The sequence below is a fragment of the Streptomyces sp. NPDC004752 genome (assembly GCF_053601275.1).
In genome coordinates, this window is sequence record NZ_JBSGBN010000008.1 from 12,881 (window position 1) to 30,092 (window position 17,212).

12 protein-coding genes are annotated in these 17,212 nt (G+C 69.5%); 9 read left to right on the forward strand and 3 right to left on the reverse strand.

All coding sequences use genetic code 11. The features are described from left to right. Nucleotides 1–53: 53 nt before the first annotated feature. Entirely contained in the window at nt 54–1,418 is a 1,365-nt protein-coding gene (locus ACWEKM_RS05410) for a COG1470 family protein (protein ID WP_451619829.1), read from the reverse strand. 230 nt (nt 1,419–1,648) lie between these two features. On the opposite strand from ACWEKM_RS05410, the gene ACWEKM_RS05415 reads away from it, so the two are divergent. The 4 genes from ACWEKM_RS05415 to ACWEKM_RS05430 all read left to right on the forward strand — a co-directional run bounded on the left by ACWEKM_RS05415 (nt 1,649) and on the right by ACWEKM_RS05430 (nt 8,111). Further along, nucleotides 1,649–2,296 (forward strand): helix-turn-helix transcriptional regulator, encoded by a 648-nt coding sequence (locus ACWEKM_RS05415; RefSeq protein WP_451619830.1) that lies wholly within the window; start codon nt 1,649–1,651, stop codon nt 2,294–2,296. Between the two features lie 295 nt (nt 2,297–2,591). Next, entirely contained in the window at nt 2,592–5,219 is a 2,628-nt protein-coding gene (locus ACWEKM_RS05420; RefSeq protein WP_451619831.1) for an HYR domain-containing protein, read from the forward strand. 10 nt (nt 5,220–5,229) lie between these two features. Continuing rightward, nucleotides 5,230–5,925 (forward strand): DUF4255 domain-containing protein, encoded by a 696-nt coding sequence (locus tag ACWEKM_RS05425; protein ID WP_451619832.1) that lies wholly within the window; start codon nt 5,230–5,232, stop codon nt 5,923–5,925. Beyond that, a complete protein-coding gene (locus ACWEKM_RS05430) occupies nt 5,922–8,111 on the forward strand; it encodes an ATP-binding protein (RefSeq protein ID WP_451619833.1) in 2,190 nt (729 codons plus the stop codon). Before ACWEKM_RS05425 ends, ACWEKM_RS05430 begins: the two co-directional genes overlap by 4 nt. Before the next feature lie 2 nt (nt 8,112–8,113). On the opposite strand, the gene ACWEKM_RS05435 is transcribed toward ACWEKM_RS05430, so the two are convergent. Continuing rightward, the gene (locus ACWEKM_RS05435) at nt 8,114–8,755 is read right to left on the reverse strand and encodes a hypothetical protein (protein ID WP_451619834.1); all 642 of its coding nucleotides are present in this window, start codon (nt 8,753–8,755) and stop codon (nt 8,114–8,116) included. Between the two features lie 3 nt (nt 8,756–8,758). Further along, complete coding sequence (locus ACWEKM_RS05440) at nt 8,759–12,346, reverse strand: hypothetical protein (protein ID WP_451619835.1); 3,588 nt, start codon at nt 12,344–12,346, stop codon at nt 8,759–8,761. Nucleotides 12,347–12,648: 302 nt separating this feature from the next. Between ACWEKM_RS05440 and ACWEKM_RS05445 the strand changes: the two genes are divergently transcribed. The 5 genes from ACWEKM_RS05445 (at nt 12,649) to ACWEKM_RS05465 (ending at nt 17,212) form a co-directional block, all read left to right on the forward strand. Next, nucleotides 12,649–14,220 (forward strand): phage tail sheath family protein, encoded by a 1,572-nt coding sequence (locus ACWEKM_RS05445; protein ID WP_451619836.1) that lies wholly within the window; start codon nt 12,649–12,651, stop codon nt 14,218–14,220. Nucleotides 14,221–14,287: 67 nt separating this feature from the next. Continuing rightward, complete coding sequence (locus ACWEKM_RS05450) at nt 14,288–14,731, forward strand: phage tail protein (RefSeq protein WP_451619837.1); 444 nt, start codon at nt 14,288–14,290, stop codon at nt 14,729–14,731. Beyond that, entirely contained in the window at nt 14,731–15,195 is a 465-nt protein-coding gene (locus ACWEKM_RS05455) for a hypothetical protein (RefSeq protein ID WP_451619838.1), read from the forward strand. Before ACWEKM_RS05450 ends, ACWEKM_RS05455 begins: the two co-directional genes overlap by 1 nt. Beyond that, entirely contained in the window at nt 15,192–15,335 is a 144-nt protein-coding gene (locus ACWEKM_RS05460; RefSeq protein WP_121890066.1) for a DUF6760 family protein, read from the forward strand. The genes ACWEKM_RS05455 and ACWEKM_RS05460 overlap by 4 nt, the downstream gene beginning before the upstream one ends. Nucleotides 15,336–15,349: 14 nt before the next feature. Beyond that, nucleotides 15,350–17,212, forward strand: a complete 1,863-nt coding sequence (locus ACWEKM_RS05465; protein WP_451619911.1) for a hypothetical protein — start codon at nt 15,350–15,352, stop codon at nt 17,210–17,212.

Here is a 17,212-nt window from a genome sequence, read left to right on the forward strand (position 1 = left end):
CCGAACGCCGGGGAGACGGCCGTCCCGCAGCCGTGACCGGCCGTACGGCCGGGTCACCCATGGGCCTTCGTGGACTCCGCGATCTTGCCGCCCAGGAAGAGTGACTCGGAGCACTGGGACGGCGCCGGGGCCCCGACCGGACGCCCCACCCGTCGGCAGTTGACGGAGACGGTGGTCCTGCCCGCGGACCGCACCTCGATGGGGGTCACGAAGTGGTAGTCGGAGTCCCGGAAGTTCTCCAGCGCCAGCGTGAGCAGCGGTCCGTCCTCGCCGGAGACGACCAGGGTGCCCGCGTCGCCCTGTGGGTTCTGGATGACGATGTCGGTCAGTTCGAAGGTCCGGCCGGCGGGCACCTCGTAGGCGGTGCGCCGGGTGGCCCCACCTCCCACCGCGTCCCGCACCTGCACCCGGGCGCTCTGCGGTGTCCCGCCACCGCCGGGCCCACCGGGCTCGGCGGTCGCGGAACTGCTCGGGGACGCGGACGCGTTGCCGCCGGAACCGGCCGAGCCCGCGGCTGCGCCTGCCGTCGCACCGCCGCCGGTCTCTCCTGGTCCTTGGCCGTCGCTCCCCGTGCCGCCCGCTCCGTTCGGATTCTGGTTCCCTTCCCGGAGCGCGGACTCGACGGCCTGCGGAGTGATCGCCTCACGAGCGGCCGACCGTACCGTGGGCCGCAGCACCGAGTACCAGAGCCCGACCAGAGCCGCGGCCAGCAGCACCGCCACGACCAGGACGCGGGGCAGCCAGCGGGGCAGGATGGCCTGCTGCTCGTAGGAACCGTCGAGGACCACCGGCTGGTACGGGTCCTGCCCCTCCCCCACCCGTGGTGTCACCGCCACCTGGAAGGGGTGGGTGATCGGCGTGCCGCGCCACAGCCGTTTGGCGGGGCGCACCGTCAGCGTGGCGAACTTGGCCTGGCCCGGCGGCACTTCGAGTTCGGCCGGGCTGAAGACCAGCCGGGACCGTTCGGTGGCACCCCGGGCGGTCAGGTCGACCGTGACGGGGGTGTTGCCCCTGCTGTCGACGGCCACTTTGTGCCGTCCGCGCCAGGGGCTGTTCGAGCCGGGCGGCACCAGCTCCGAAGTGACCTCCGTGAACGGCCCCACGGTCACGGCGCGTTCGAGAACGGCCGTCTCGCTGTGCTCGCTCGTCGGCACCACACGCAGCCCGAGCGGTGTCTCCCCGGGGCTCACCTGTGAGGTACGCGGGGGACGCAGGGTGAGGGTGGCGGTGCCGGACGCGCCCGGGTAGAGCGACAGACTCTCCGGTTCCACCGTGGTCCAGCCGGCGCACGGCCCCACCACTTCGAACCTGCACTCCTCAACGGTGGTACCGGAGTTGAGCACCCGCACCGGCAGTTCTGCCTCGCCCCCGGGCTCAACGGTGACGGAAGACTCGTCCACGCTCGCCGAAACAGTCATGCGGCGCACCGTAATGTCCGGTGTGACATACCGTCACCGGCCACACAGGAACACTTTCGGGCAATCACGCTGCCCCTTGAGTCATCGCCAATTCCCTTTGGGAATCCCGGGCATTACTGTGGTTGGTCGGTAAAGGGAGACCCATGTGAATGAAATGTGTGGACCCGTGCCCCTGATCTTCCCATGTTTCATCGGAGCTCTCCCGCAGTCGCCCGAGGGGAGAGAGCGACGTGCTACAGACGAACGGAGATCGCATTACGGTGGCGCTGCGCGCCCAGGACCCGGTGTCGCAGGCCGGAGTGTCCAGCCAGTTACGCGCCCGCCCGGAAGTCCAGGTCATCGACTGGGATGAACGGGACGGTACGGACGCACCGCAGGTGGTGGTGGTCGTCCTCGATGTTCTCGACGATGTCACGTTACGTGTTCTGCGCCAGATCCAGCGGACCAGTACCGCGCGGGGAGTACTGGTCACCACCCACATCGACGAACAACAACTGGTGAACGCGGCCGAGTGCGGGTTCGTCGGCGTCGTCCGCCGCGCCGAGGCGACCCCGGAGCGCCTGGTCAAGGTGATCGGCTCGGTCGCGAGGGGCGAGGGCCGGGTCCCGCCCGACCTGCTCGGCAGCCTGCTCCAACAGGTCGGACGGCTGCAGGGTCAGGTGCTCGCACCCCATGGGCTGAACCTCACCGGATTCACCGCCCGCGAGATCGAGGTCCTGCGACTGGTCGCGGAGGGGTACGACACCGCAGACATCGCGATAAAGCTGTCCTACTCGGAACGGACCATCAAAAACGTCCTGCATTCCGTCATGACCCGACTGAATCTGCGCAACCGGTCGCACGCGGTGGCGTATGCCCTGCGCCAGGGACTGATCTGAGTACGGCCCCCGCAACGTCGTTCACAACGCCGTTTCGTATCGCTCGGCACCGCGCGGTGCCCCATGGGGCAGCCGGTCCTTCCCGAAGGACTGGCTCGCCCTCCCCTGCGTAGCACACGGACGACCCGCGAGGGTGGGGGTCCGATCGCCGATCCTGACCGTGGGGTGTGCAGTGGGTTCTGTACGGGGGTTCGTGCGCGGCGTACGAGGGTTACTGCCCCCTGCACCCGGAGTCCGGCGCTTCCGCCCGCCGCGGCCGCCCGCCGTCACCCGGCCGCATGTCTTCCCCGTCGGCGTGCTGGCCACCGTACTGCTCCTGGTGGTCGTCACGGGTGTCACCGGCGTCGCGGGCGGAGCGCCGGCCGCGGTCCCGCGTTCGGCGGTCACCCCGGCCGTGGTGGACGAGTCGCTCGACCCCGGCGGCTCCCTCACGGTGGCCAAAGAGGTCAGCACACCTGTGGTGCCGCCGCGGCCGGACATCGTGCTGCTGGTGGACGGCACCGGCAGCATGGACACCACCATCGAGGGGGTCCAGTCGGACCTGGCGACCATCACGGACCGGGTCCGCCGGGAGCAGCCCGACTCCCGCTTCGCCGTGGCGACGTACGGCGACCAGGGAGTCGACGGAGCACGGGTCTTCACGGTGCTCCAGGAACTCACGGACGACCTGGCGGCCGTACGGTCGGGTGTCGACGACCTCGACGCCACCCGCGGCGGCTTCAGCCCGGGACCCGCGGAGGACTGGATCAACGCGCTGTGGGAGATCGGCAACGGGGCGGCGGGAGACTTCCGGGAGGACGCGAGCCCGGTCGTGGTCCTCGTCGGCGACGCGTCCAGCCACGACCCCAGCATGGGTCATACGCTCACCGATGCCGTCAACGCCCTGCTGAACGTGGGCAGTCGGGTCATCGGGGTCGATGTGGAGACGGTTCTGGGCGACGGACTGAACGGCAACGGCGACAACGGCAACGGTCCCGACCAGAACCGGGAGCCGACCCACGATCCCGATCAGGCCACCAGGGTGGTCGAGGCCACGGGCGGCCGTCTCTTCCAGGACATCGACCCGGACCAGGTGGCCGACACGATCGCCGCGGGACTGACCAACCTGCCCACCACCGTCGGCCACCAGACGGTCGGCTGCGATCCGGCGCTCACCGTCGCCCTGAGCCCCGCCGACCGACAGGTGGCCAGCGGAGAGGTCGCCACCTTCGAGGAGACGATCACGGTGGCGGATGACGCTCCGCAGGGCATGGCCCTGAGCTGCACCGTCCAGTTCCTGCTCGACGGCAGGGCACCGGGTGGGGAAGCGCCCGTCGACGTCACACCGGCCCGCGCATTCCGCGGCCAGCGGATCGCCCCCGACGAGGCCGACCACGGCGAGGACGCGCTCGGCGACGGGCCGGGCGTTCCCGACGGATCGTCCTCCGGCGGCGGGACCGACTCCGGCAGCGGGTCCGGCTCGGGCGGCGGCTCCGCTGCCGGAGGTGACGGAGCGGTCTCCGGAACCAGCGCCGGTGGCGTGGCCGGTGGTACGGACGGTGGCGGGAACGGCGGGCTTGTCGGCGGCGTGACCGGCGGATCCGGCGACTGCGGCGGCGGGCTCGTCGCCGGACTGCTCGGTGGTGTCATCGGCGGCCCCGCCGACTGCGGGCACGGCGGGAGCAGCAACGGAGGGAACGGCAACGGAGGAAGCGCCGACGAGATGAACGGCGGTTCATCCGGGGGCGGTTCATCCGGGGGCGGTGGGGCCGACGGCGGATCGGACGCCGGGGCCGTCGACGGGACGGACGCCGGAACGACCGGTGGGGCGGACGGTGGTGACGGCGCAACCGGCGGCGCCACGGCCGGTGTCGGCGGCAACCAGAACGAGGGCCGGAACGACGGTGGGGACCGGACAGACGTGCCGCACGGCAAAGGAAACGACGGTGGCGACCGCCGTGACGCAGCCGACCGTGTCGGCGCCGCCGCCGTCCCCGAGGACTACCAGCAGCACATCACCATCACGGTCAACGACCTGACCGCGCCCGTCGTCACCGTCGACGACCGCACCGTGGCAGCCACCGGCGACAACGGCGCGGTCATCGACTTCACCGCCACCGCCGAGGACACGGTCGACGGCACCCTGCCCGTCACCTGCGACCCCGCGTCCGGATCGCGTTTCCCCGTCGGCACCACCCGGGTCACCTGCACCGCGACCGACTCGTCCGGCAACACGGGCACCGGCACGGCCACCTTCACGGTCAGCCCGGCCCCCGTGCCGAACGAGGCGGACCTCGCCGTACGGGCCGCCGTGTCCCCCGCCACCAGCTACACGGGCCTGACGACACGCGCCGACTTCACCCTCACCAACGCGGGGCCGAGGACGGCGCGGAACGTCGTCCTCACCACCACCTGGCCCCGGGTGAACGGCTCCGGCGACCGCACGCTGTCATCGCCGTCGCACTGCACCCGCGCCAGGCCCTGCACCATCGCGCCGGGCAGCCGCGTCGTCGTCACCCAGACCGCGGTCCACGACACCGCCGTACGCGGTGAGGTCCGCGCCTCGGTCACCGGTTCGCCCGGCGACCCGCGGCGGGCGAACAACACCGCCACCGCTCCGCTACGCGTCCTGCAGCCGAAACTGACCGTCACCCCGACCGTGGCCCGGCCCGGCGACGTGGTACTCGCCCGCGGCGCGGACTTCCCGCCCGGCCGCACGATCGCCCTCACCTGGAGCCGCGGCATCACCGCGGCACAGCCGACCGTACGGGTCGCCCCGGACGGTACCTTCGAGGCCCAGGTGCCGGTGCTGCGCAAGGATCAGTTGGGCCCGCGGGTGCTCCGCGCCCGAGTGCCGGCGCTGGACCGGATGCATGGCCCGAAGGAGGATGTGCTGATCGTGCGACGCAGCCTCCAGCCACCGGACTTCGCGGGGCGGAGGTGAGCGGCCAGCCATGATCCACGAGGTCGACGAGGCGCTGCGCACGATGTTCCGCACCGACGCCCTGGCGGGCGGTCAGGTGGCGGTGGTCTTCGACGCCCCCACCCGCGACTGGGCCGCCAAGGTGAACGCCCCCACCGTCAACCTGTACCTGTACGACATCCGCGAGGACATGCGCCGCCGTGAGCGCGGCCTGCTCAACGAGTACGACGAGCAGGGCGCAATCGTGGCCAGGCGCCGCCCGCCCCGGTTCTTCAAGCTGTCGTATCTCATCACCGCGTGGACCAGACGCCCGGAGGACGAGCACCGTCTGCTCTCGTCGCTCCTCTCCTGTCTCCTCCGGTACGAGGCGCTGCCCGCCGAACGCCTGACCGGCACACTGGGCGAGATCGGTGTGTCCGTCCCCATGACGGTCGCGCTGCCGCCGCCCGAGGACCGGTCGTTCGCCGACGTGTGGAGCGCGCTCGGCGGAGAACTCAAGCCGTCGCTCGACCTGGTGGTGAGCGTGCCGGTCACCGAGTCCCCGGTCTATCCGGCGGGCCCGCAGGTCGGCGAGGAAGGGGTGCGGCTCGGCTTCGGCGAGCTGCCCCCGACCGAACCGCCGTCCACCGGGCCGACTCGGCGGACACCGGGCGGCGCGCACCTGCCGGTCTACGGGGCGCGCGGGGGCGGCATAGCGTCGCGCGTGACGGAAGAACGCGCGGAATGACGGCCCCCACCGGCCCGGCGGAATCGGCCGCCCCGGACAGGAACCTGCGCCACCTCCTCGACCGCGCCGTCCTCATCGAGCAACGGGTACGGCGGGCGGTCCATGCCCGGCAGCTCACGGATCCGGCCCCCGACGACGCCTTCCGCGGTCTGTACCTGAGCGACGAGACGGTCCACCGGCTCCTGGACGCGGGCCCCCGCACGTTCGCCGTCACCGCTCCCGACAGCACGGACACCGGCTTCCTGGCGGAGGTGGAGTCACGTGCCGACGCGGCGGAGGCGAGTGGCCGTCCCACCCGACTGCGCACCCTCGCCCACGACTTCGGCCTCTCGCCACTGGATGTCGAGATCCTGCTGATCGCCCTCCTCCCGGACCTGGACGACCGCTTCGAGCAGTTCTACGGCTATCTCAACGACGACGTCACCCGCCGCCGCCCCACCACGGGTCTCGCCCTGGGGCTGTGCGGCCTGTCACCCGCCGACGCGGCAGCCCGTTCCCGGCTGTCCTCGGGGGCCCCGCTCCGTACGGGCGGCCTCCTGCTGGTGGCGGAACCGGACCGCCCTTTCCTGGCCCGCGCCCTGCGCGTCCCCGACCGGGTCACCGCCCACCTGCTGGGCGACGACACCGCGGATCCACGCATAGTGGACCTGTTGGTTCCACGACCGAACACACCCGGCGTCGAACCCGGCGTCGAACCCGCTATCGGTACTGGTATCGGTACCGGTCCCGGTGTGGCCCTCGGTGCCGAACCGGGCATCGGCGACCCGGCTCCGCTGGCCCGCGCCCTGGCCGCCGGTGTCTCGCTCGCGTATCTCCGTGAGGAACAGGGCGGCGCGGGCTCGGCACTCGCCGCTGCCGCCCTGGCCCACGCGGGCCACGGTGTGCTGGCCGTCGACCTGGACCGGGTGGCCCGTGACATGAACCCCGCGGAGGCGATAAGGATCCTGACCCGCGAGGCGAAACTCACGTCCTCCGGGCTGGTGTGCGCCCCCCTGGACGCGCTGGCCCGGGAGCCTGACAGGACGGAGGTCATCCGCGCGGTGACGGACGTTCCGGTCCCCGCGGTTCTGGTCGGCAGGGTCCCGTGGGACGCGGCATGGTCGACCCGCCCGCCGCTGCTGCTGCACGCCCCGCGCGTGGAGCCCACGGCACGGGCGGCGCTGTGGGCGGCGGCGTACGCCGGTCCCCTTCCCCCGGGCCTGGACGTGACGCACGTCCTCTCCCCTTTCCTGCTGACCCCGGACCAGATCGCCCGCGCGGCCCGCGCCGCGGCCCAGACCGCGACGCTGGACGGCGGCGCCCTTCGCCCGGACCATATCCGCGTCGGCGCCCGCTCCCAGAACGCGGCGGGCCTGGACCGGCTGGCCCGCCGCACAGAACCGGCGGTGACCTGGCAGGACCTGGTACTCCCCCCGGACACGCACACCCAGCTCCGCGAACTCGCGGCCCGAGCCCGCCACCGGGACCAGGTGCTGGGTGAGTGGGGCATGCGACCGGGCGGCGGCCGGGGCCGAGGTGTGACGGCCCTGTTCGCGGGCGACTCGGGCACCGGCAAGACGATGTCGGCCGAAGTGATCGCCGCGGACCTGGGCCTTGACCTCTACACCGTCGATCTGGCGACGGTCATCGACAAATACGTGGGTGAAACGGAGAAGAATCTGGAGCGCATCTTCTCCGAAGCGGCGGGAATCAACGGCGTCCTGCTCTTCGACGAGGCCGACGCGATCTTCGGCAAGCGCTCGGAGGTCAGGGACGCGCACGACCGTTACGCGAACGTCGAGAGCGCGTACCTGCTCCAGCGCATGGAGACCTTCGACGGTCTGGCCGTCCTGGCCACCAACCTCCGCGCCAATCTGGACGATGCGTTCACCCGCCGCCTGGACCTGGTCGTCGACTTCCCCCTCCCCGACGCCGCCCACCGCCGCGCACTCTGGGACCGCTGTCTGGCCCCGATCCTCCCCGGCACCACGGACCTGGACCTGGACTTCTGCGCGGAGTCCTTCGAACTGTCGGGCGGCAACATCCGCTCGGTGGCGGTCACGGCCGCCTACCTGGCCGCGGACTCGGGCCACCCGGTGACCATGGCCGACCTGATCCACGCGGTACAACGCGAATACCAGAAACTGGGCCGCCTGACACTGGCTTCGGAGTTCGGGCCGTACACGCCCCTCCTGCTTACGGGCTGAATTTACGCGGAGCCTCGCGTTGCCTGCACCTCAGAGCCGTCCGGAAATTTCAGGGCAGCAATATGCGACAGCATCCGGGCATATGACGAGAAAGCAGGTTCGCTGGACCCTTCCAGCGGCTCTCCATTGAAGAAATTATCCCAGTAGTCCTCACCCGAGAACTCGTGGATGCGCCGGTCTTCAGGGTCTCGCAGGTTAATGGCAAGGGATGACTGGTTGGTGCCGAACCACGTTGCAATGGGATACATGCCCGCCTGATCGACAAAGAGATCCCGGTCGTCCTCACCCATGACGCCAACTTTGACTTGATACCATGAAACCATGTCTGAATCCGCTGCATTGCAATCGAAATCAAACCTACTGAACCTGACGAGGATGGGCGGGAATGCAACCCGCCCGACCTGAACAAAAGAGAGAGTCTCACGCACCCGACGGAACCACCTCGGAATCTGAACGCGATCCCGCCGCGCATAATCATCGAGTTGGCGACTCGATTCCCTGATAAAGCGAAGTGACGGAAAATTCTCGACGAACCCGCAAAGCCCCTCCTTCTCCTCATCTTCCAAGGAGGATGAGTTGATCCACCTCAACGCATCACTGAACGAGCCTTCTGCCGCTTCTCCGGAATGATTGTCGTCACGCACTGATCAGTCTCCATCGGAGAGTAGGTCGATCTTATTGATGACTGCCTCGTAATTTCCTTCCTGTCGAACGCCGGTGACTTGTTGACCGTTCTTGTCCACACACTCCGGGTGTACGTCGTACGGGTAGCTCCGCTTCCCGTCCCATACCCACTGTGCGGCAACACCTTTCAGATTCGCCGCCACCCCCGCTATCTGTTCTGCACCGTCGAAAACACCCCGGACAGCCTTGTGGAAGGCAGACTCGTATTTCGTCTGCTGATCCCCTTTGTAGTAGACGGCACCCACGTGCCCCGTAGGCACCGTGAACTTCTTTCTGGACGCACCGTCAAGCGATTCCTCCACCATTCTTGGAGGCGCTTGAGAAGAGTTATGAAAGACGAGGTGAGCAGTATCACTGCGCATTTCGTGATGGAAATCGATCCACTTTTCCCCTGCCGCAATGTCGCCTGCATTCTGGGCCCTGTCGAGCACGACAAGGATGTAATCACTCGGAATCCACTCATGATGCCCCGGCATGGCATCCCGGAATCTCTTCTTCACAAATCCACGCGCACTCTTGAACGGCCTCTTGTTCCAAGCCCTCTCGAACAACTCCATGTCAACTTTCACCTTCTCCCCCTCATGCTCAACAAGCTCATGCCCGCCCGCGGCCATCTTCTTCAGGAAAGGAACGATGGAACGCGCCGTAGGAATCGCCTTGCGCAGGATCTCCTTGTAATCTGCACTCGTTCGCTCTATCACGCCCGCCGCAACGGGAGTCGGGGGGCTCGCTTTGGCCGTGACCACAAAGTTCGCAGGATCCTGGCCGGATGAACTCACTTCAAGCGCTTTGAGACCCCTCGGCCGCAGCCGCATGAGAACCTTTTTGATTATCCGATCAAGTGCCTGATGGCTGGGCACGGGCTTTGATGTGGGTGTGGCGAGGAGTTCTCCAGCCTCCCTTTTCACGTCGGCACTGCGCCGCGTCTCTTTCTCCGGACGGTTTTCCGGACGGCCCTGCGGGTTCTTCTGGCCCGGCCGACTGTTGTATCGGTCACCTGCGCCCCTTCCGCGCCTTCCCCTCCTGAGCTGGTTCCAGACCTTCTTGCCGAACCGGGCGATCCGCGCAGCGATTCTGTCAATCGCTCGGTTGACCGGTCGGGAGACCTTCTGGAAGGTCTGTCGGATCTTGTTGGCCAGCCCTCCGATCCCCAGCAGCGAAGCCAGTAGTCCGATCAGCAGGGGAATGCTGGCGGCCAACGCCGTCTCAACCATTTTCGGGACGCCCGCCGAGCCACCGCCTGCGATGGCGATCACCGCGTCCAGGACCGCGTTCACGAACTCCACGAGCTGAGCACCCTGCGTCACGATGAAGGTGACGATGTCGATGATCGCCTTGACGGCACGGACGAAGGCCGATGCCGGGTTCAGCAGGGACAGAATCCATGTGACGCCGGCGACGATGACCGTCGGGATCAAGTAGGACTTGAGTTCTTCCAGGATCGTGGACTTGAGGTCGCCCACCTCGCCCTGGATTTCCTTCGTCGCGCCGGCCGGGCCCTCCGTCGCCAGTGCCTTCGCCACCGGGACCGACTGCTCGACCTTGGTCATCGCCTGGTCCGGGACGCCCTTGCGGGTGATGCGGGCTCTGATGTTGGCCCACGTCAGGCCCAGGAGGGAGGCGATGAGTTGGATGATTCCCTTGAGGTCGAACTTCGCCGGGATCTCCAGGCCCGCCTGCACCGATGTGCCCAACAGCCATGACACCAGGCCCGATTGGAGGTGGGCGGCGATGTTCGACAGGAACTGCTGCAAGCCCGCGCCGAGCGAGCGGACCAGGTTGCCCAGGAAACCGATCGGATCCTTGATGATCCTGGTGATCGCGCTTGCGGCCTTGGCCAGGACGCCCATCAGGAGGTCCTTGAGTTGCTTGATGGTCTGGATGACGCCCACCACCGCGTCGACCGCCTTCTGGACCAGGCCCTTGTTCGCCTCCTGGAGTTTCTTGATCTCCTCGTCCACCGCGTGCAGCGCCTGGGTGTATTTCTGTGCCAGGTTCTGGACCAGTTCCTGCGACTTGTCGTTGACCTCCGATTCGAGGTCGTCGAACTTGCCCGCGAAGTCCTGGGCCGCGTCCTCGCCGAACTGCCGAAGGTCCGCGGGGAGTTTGTCGACCTCCGCCTTCAGGTCCGCACGGCCTCGCGCGATACGCGCCTTGGCCCGGCCCAGTTCCCCGCCGATCATGTCGGCGATGGACGAGATGACGCTCTGCATCAGGTCGACGTAGAGTTTTCGGGACTCCTGGAAGAGCCGGTTCGCCTTCTCCGGCATGCCCGTCAATTTGTCCTTGGCCCATTTGGCCGGGCCGAGGAAACCGCCGTAGCGCTTGCCCTTGTACTCCTTCATCCGGCGCTTCTGGTCCCTGTTGAAGGCGTCCCGGGCCTTCTTCTCACCCTCCTCGAACTGCTTGTCGACCTTGCCGTCCAAGCCGTCCAGGATCTCCTTGACGTCCCGCTGCGTCGCGTCGAAGACCTTCTGGAGCTTGGCCGTCACCTCCGCCCGCTTCTGTTCGTCCTTCGACTTCGTCTCGCCCTTGCCGCCGTCCACCGCCTTGCCCGCCGCGTTGCGCTTGGCGGTCAGCGCCGCCATCGCCGTCGCCCCGGCCCCCGCGGCACCCGCCTTCGCCGTCGCCAGCTGCTGCTTCTCCGCGGCGCGTGCCTGTGCCGGGGCCGTCGCCGAGTGCTGTTCGGCCTTCTTCTTCTCTCCCAGCGCCTCGGTGAACTGCGGCTCATTGCCCCTGGCGAGCTGCTCCTCGGTGACGTCGGCTGCCGCCATCTGCTGATCGGTGTGGTGCGGGCCCGCGGAGAAGTCCGTGACCTCCGGCGGCTGTTGCTGCGGGGTGGCGTCGGCGGCGTTCGGCGCGCCCGGGTTGGCCGGCGGCTGGTCCGGCGTCATGGGCGTGACGTGCTTTTCCTTCGCCTGTGATGTGTCCGGCGCCGCCTTGGTCGTGGTCTCGATGTCCTTGGCCGAGGACTCCTTGCCCTCGGTGACCTTGCCGTCGACCGCACCCTTGATCTTGTCCGCCTTGCCCGAGTCGGCGAACTTGTCGGCCTCGTCCAGGTTCTTCGGCGCCTGGGCGTCGATCGCGTCATTGACCGCCGTGATGAAGGCGGCCTTGTCGAACTTCCCCGGCTCGGCCGCGTTCATCTTCTCCGCGTTGGCCGCCTTGCCCTGTGCCTGCTTGTCGTCGGGCGGGGCCTTCGCCGCGGCCTGCGCCGAACGGGATTCGGCACTCGCGGCCTTGTGCCGGGCCAGTTTCTGCTTCTTCGCGGCGATGTCGGCGTTCACCCTGCGCATGCCCGGTGCCTGGGAAGGCGGCGGCTTCACCGGAGCCGTGTAGCGCTGGGCCACCAGACGGGCGACGGCCGAGTTGCCCGCCGAGCCCTGAAGCCGCCGCAGGCTGCCAGGCGTCAGCCCCCGTCCGGAGGGCGCCTGCGCGGGCGCCCCCTCCAGCGTGCCCTCCGGTGTCTGCGCCGGTGCACGTTCCGGAGCCGGGTTCGCCGACCTGGCGGACACCGTGGGCTTCGCGGGCTTCTCCGAGGCAGCCTTCACCGCGTCACCCGGCCGGCCGGATGACGACGGAGTGGGACCCTGGTGCGCGGCGCGTCCGCAACATGTCTGTCAGAGTGCGGTCCGGCGGGGCGGTCCCCCAGGACGTCCGGGTAGGGCCGCGGGCAGAGATCGCTGCCCGATCAGGCCGGCCCACTGCACCTTGGGGCAACGACGTCTGTACTCCGGTGCGGCCGAAAGCCCTGTCTCACGGATCCCGTGTCCGGGAACAATCGCTCTCGCTTCCCTGGTCAACCCGGTCAACTGGTCGACCTGGTCGAGGAGACCCGGTCAAGGAGAGTGGTATGCCGTCGTACCTGTCCCCGGGCGTCTACGTCGAAGAGGTGGAATCCGGGTCCCGACCGATCGAGGGGGTCGGGACCTCGGTCGCCGCCTTCATCGGGTTCGCTCAGCAGGGTCCGTTCAACGAGCCGACCCTCATCACCAACTGGACCCAGTTCCTCAGCGTTTTCGGCGACTTCGTCGAGGGGACCTATCTCGCTTCCTCCGTCTACGGGTACTTCGCCAACGGTGGCGGTATCTGCTACGTCGTACGGATCGGCGGCGGAGCCGAAGAGCCGACGGGGGCGGTCGAGGGCCCTGCGGAGGGGACCGCCGGGCGGGTGGGGCCCACCGCCCGGCTCGGCCCGTACTCCGTGCGGGCGCTGCCCGGCGCCACCGGAGAGATCACCGTCGAGGTGGCCGACCCCGACGGCGAGGACCCGCCCCAGGACGTCTTCACCTTGATCGTGAAACGGGACGGACAGGTCGTCGAGACATACCCCTCCGTGACCACCAAGCGCAGCAAGGACAATGTGGCCACCCAGGTCCGGGCCCGGTCGCAGCTCATCCGGCTGGAGGAGCCCGGCAAGGGGGCCGCGCCCGCCCGGCCCGCGGTGCAGTCGGTGACGCTGGCCACGGCGCCCGGTGCCGGACCGGGCGGCGGGGTCGTCGGGGTCCCCGACGCGCTGTCCGTCGACTCCTATGTCGGCGATCCCGACCAGCGCACCGGGTTCGGCGGGCTGGAGGCGGTCGAAGAGGTCACGATGGTGGCCGTACCGGATCTGATGAGTGCGTACCAGCGTGGGGCGCTGGACCTGGAGACGGTGATCTCCGTGCAGCGCGGGCTGATCACCCACTGCGAGGCCATGGGCGACCGGATCGCGATCCTCGATCCGCCGCCCGCCCTGAGCCCGCGCCAGATCAAGACCTGGCGGGAGGAGACGACGGGTTTTGACTCCCGGTACGCCACGCTCTACTACCCGTGGATCAAGGTGTTCGACCCGGCCGTCGGCCGCGACGCCTTCGTTCCTCCGAGTGGGCACATCGCGGGCGTGTGGGCACGCAACGACGAGACGCGCGGGGTGCACAAGGCGCCGGCCAACGAGGTGCTGCGCGGCGCGGTCGGTCTGCAGACGCAGATCACCAAGGGGGAGCACGACCTGCTCAATCCCATCGGGCTCAACTGCATCCGTGCCTTCCCCGGCCGCGGCATCCGGGTATGGGGCGCGCGCACGCTCGCCGACGATCCGTCGTGGCGCTACCTCAATGTGCGGCGGCTCTTCAACTACCTGGAGGAGTCGATCCTCGCGGGCACCCAGTGGGTGGTCTTCGAACCGAACGACGACGCGTTGTGGGCCCGCATCCGGCGCACCATCTCGGCGTTCCTGGTCAACGAGTGGCGCAAGGGCGCCCTGTTCGGGCTGACACCGGACGAAGCCTTCTATGTGAAGTGCGACCGCGAGACCAATCCTCCGGAGTCGATCGAGGCCGGTCAGGTCATCTGTGAGGTCGGGGTGGCCCCCGTCAAACCGGCGGAGTTCGTGGTGTTCCGGCTCGCCCAGCTGTCGGCCGGGTCGGGTGGAATCGACGAGTGACGCCACGGCCCCGAGGGCCGTCACGACCGACAGAATCCGCAGTACCCGCAGGGACTAGGAGGCTGGCATGCCGCTCCCCGAACTCGACAGTTCCGTAGGACATTCCTTCGGCCTCGAATTCGACAGTGTGCTCATCAGGCAGATCACCGAGGTCAGCGGCCTGAAGATGGAGCAGGACGTCATCGAGTTGAAGCAGAACACCGCCGACGGCAAATACGCCATCAAGAAACTCCCGGGTCGTCCCAAGGCCGGTGAGGTCACCGTCACCCGCGGGCTGACGGAGGACAACAGCTTCGAGCAGTGGATCAAGGATTCCCGGTTCGGGAAGATGACCAACGCCCGCCGCAACGGCTCGATCATCGTCTACGACTACGAGGGCATCCCGATCAAGCGCTACAAGCTGATCAACGCCTGGCCCAAGTCGTTGGAGATCAGCACCCTCAAGGCCGGTGACACCTCCGTTCTCACCGAGAAGCTGTCGATCACCTACGAGAGCGTGGAAGTCGACTGATGCGGCGTACGATCGCGACGCCCTCCGCCACCGCACCCGGAACCGCGGCGACGACGGCAACGACGGCGGACCGGACCGGGCGTGTCGACACGCTGCGCACCGAGTTCGCCTTCGAACTGCCCCGCGGCTACGTGGACGAGTCCCAGGTCGTGCACCGCAGCGGGGTCATGCGGCTCGCGACCGCCCGGGACGAGCTGATCCCGCTCCGGGACGACCGGGTACGGGAGAACTCCGCCTATCTGTCCGTGGTGTTGATCTCCCGGGTGCTGGTGCGACTCGGCTCGATCGAGGACGTCCACCCGGGGATCGTCGAGGACCTGTTCGCCTCCGACCTCGCCTTCCTCCAGGACTTCTACCGCCGTATCAACGCCGAGGGACACACCCGCGCCGCGGTCACCTGCCCCTCGTGCCAGGAGAGCTTCGCGGTGGACCTGTCCGGTGGTGGTCGCCTGGGGGAATCATGACGTACGCGGCCGACCGGCTCCACGAGGAAGTCGCGTACCTCGCCTATCACTTCCACTGGTCGCTCGACCAGATCCTCGACCTTGAGCACCCGGACCGGCTGCGGTACGTCCAGCATGTCGCCCGGCTCAACGAAGGGTGACAAGGGTGACACGGATGGGATGGCTGCCCTGGCCGGCCGGGCGGCGCGGAGGCGACCCGCGGGGCGACGGCGCCAAGGGCCCGGTGCCCGCACCCACGCCTGCGTCGGAGACGAGCCGTCCGCCGGTGCGGGCCGCCGGGTGGCGGGACCTGCCGCCGCTCCAGCGCACGATGGACGCTCCCGCCCTGGTCACGGATCCGGTGGGGTTCCGCGGTTCCCTGGACACCTGGCGGGACGCGTCCTTCCGCACGCCGCTCGGACACCTGGTGAGCCCGCAGGCCCCGTCCGGCCTGGGCCATGGTCTCGCCACACCGGCCGCGCCCGGGGAGACACCGGCGGTCGGCCGCGAGGTCCGCGCCGACACCACGGGTGGGGCGCCGCGGTCGAACCCGCCGGTGCAGCGCATGGCGGGACCGACCACCGAGGACGCGGCGCACACGGCCTCGGCGGACACGGGGCGTACGGGCTCGGCCGACGTGGGGCCCACGGTCTCGATCGAGCCGCTGGTCTCGGCCCGCCCACCTGCCATGCGGGTACGTCAGCTCATCGCCGTGCCCGTCGACGCCGCACACTCCGACCCGCCCATGCCCCGGCCACCGTCAGCACTGTCCGCCCGGTCATCGCCGTCACCGTCCTCACCCCCCTCACCGCCCGCACCGCCGGTCCAGCGGGCCGCCGCACCCGGCCGCATCGGCCCGCATGCCTTCGGCCTCGGTGAGCCGCTGGCCGAGTTGCCGCTCACCGCCCGGCGTGACGACACCCCCGGCATCAGCGGTTCGCGGTCACCGGACGAGTCCGATGCCGTCGCCGCCTCCCCCGACGATCCGTCACCGGACCCGCCCGCCCGGCCGCTGCTCGCCGACGACCCGCTCGTCGTCCGTGCGGCGGACACCGGTCCGCTGCCGGAGCCGACGGCCGCCGCGCCCCCCGTACGGATTCAGCGGGCAGCCGCGGACGGGACACCGGCAGCTCCCGAACCGGGCCCGTCGAGCGAGCCGTTGGCGCCGCTCGTCGCGCAGCGTTCGGTGCCGCTCTTCTCCGGTGTGCGGCCACCGGAGGCGCGCGACGCGTCGGCCGGACCCGAGCAGCGGGTCGTGGTACCGGTGCGCTGGTTCCGGCCCGCCGAAGGGCACCGGACCCCGGGCACCGGCCACGCGGAAGGAGCACCGGCCAAAGGCACCGCGGACTCCGTACCGGCCGTGCCCGTGCCGTCCGCCCAACGGTCACTCGCCCCGGCTGCCGCATCCCTTCCCCCGCCGGCCGTCGCACGCTCACTCGCCCCGGCCGTGTCCCGGTCGCCGGTGGCGGTCGACGCCGGTTCCGTGGCCGTCGCCGCCGGGGTGGCGCAGCGCATGGCCGACGGTTCCGTCGTCTTCCGGCCGGGGTCCGCCTCGCCCGTGCGTCCTACGCCACCGTCGCCGCAGTCATCCGCCTCCGTGCCGTCGTACCCCTCCCTACCGTCCTACGCTTCCGTACCGTCGTACGCCGCCGGGCCGCTCCCGCCGTCCGTCCAGCGCACCCGTGCCGTCGCAGCCGCCGCCGGACCCGTTCGGTCCGCCCGGTTGTTCCCGACCGTTCAACGTGACATCGAGACCACCGAGCCGGATCCCCCCGCTCCCCCGATTCCCCCGGCTCCCCCGCTCCCGCCCGGCCTGCCCGATCCGCCCGCCCCGTCGTCACCGGATCCCGTTCCCGAAGCCTCGGCCACCGCCCCGGCCACCCCCGGGGAGCACACCGACGAGCCCGGCCCCGGCGGTCCGCCGAAGGTGGACGACGCACTGGTCCGCGCCCTGTTCGTGCCGCTCAGCCGACTGCTCAAGGCAGAGCTGCGGCTGGACCGGGAACGGGCCGGACACCTGATCGACACCAGGCACTGA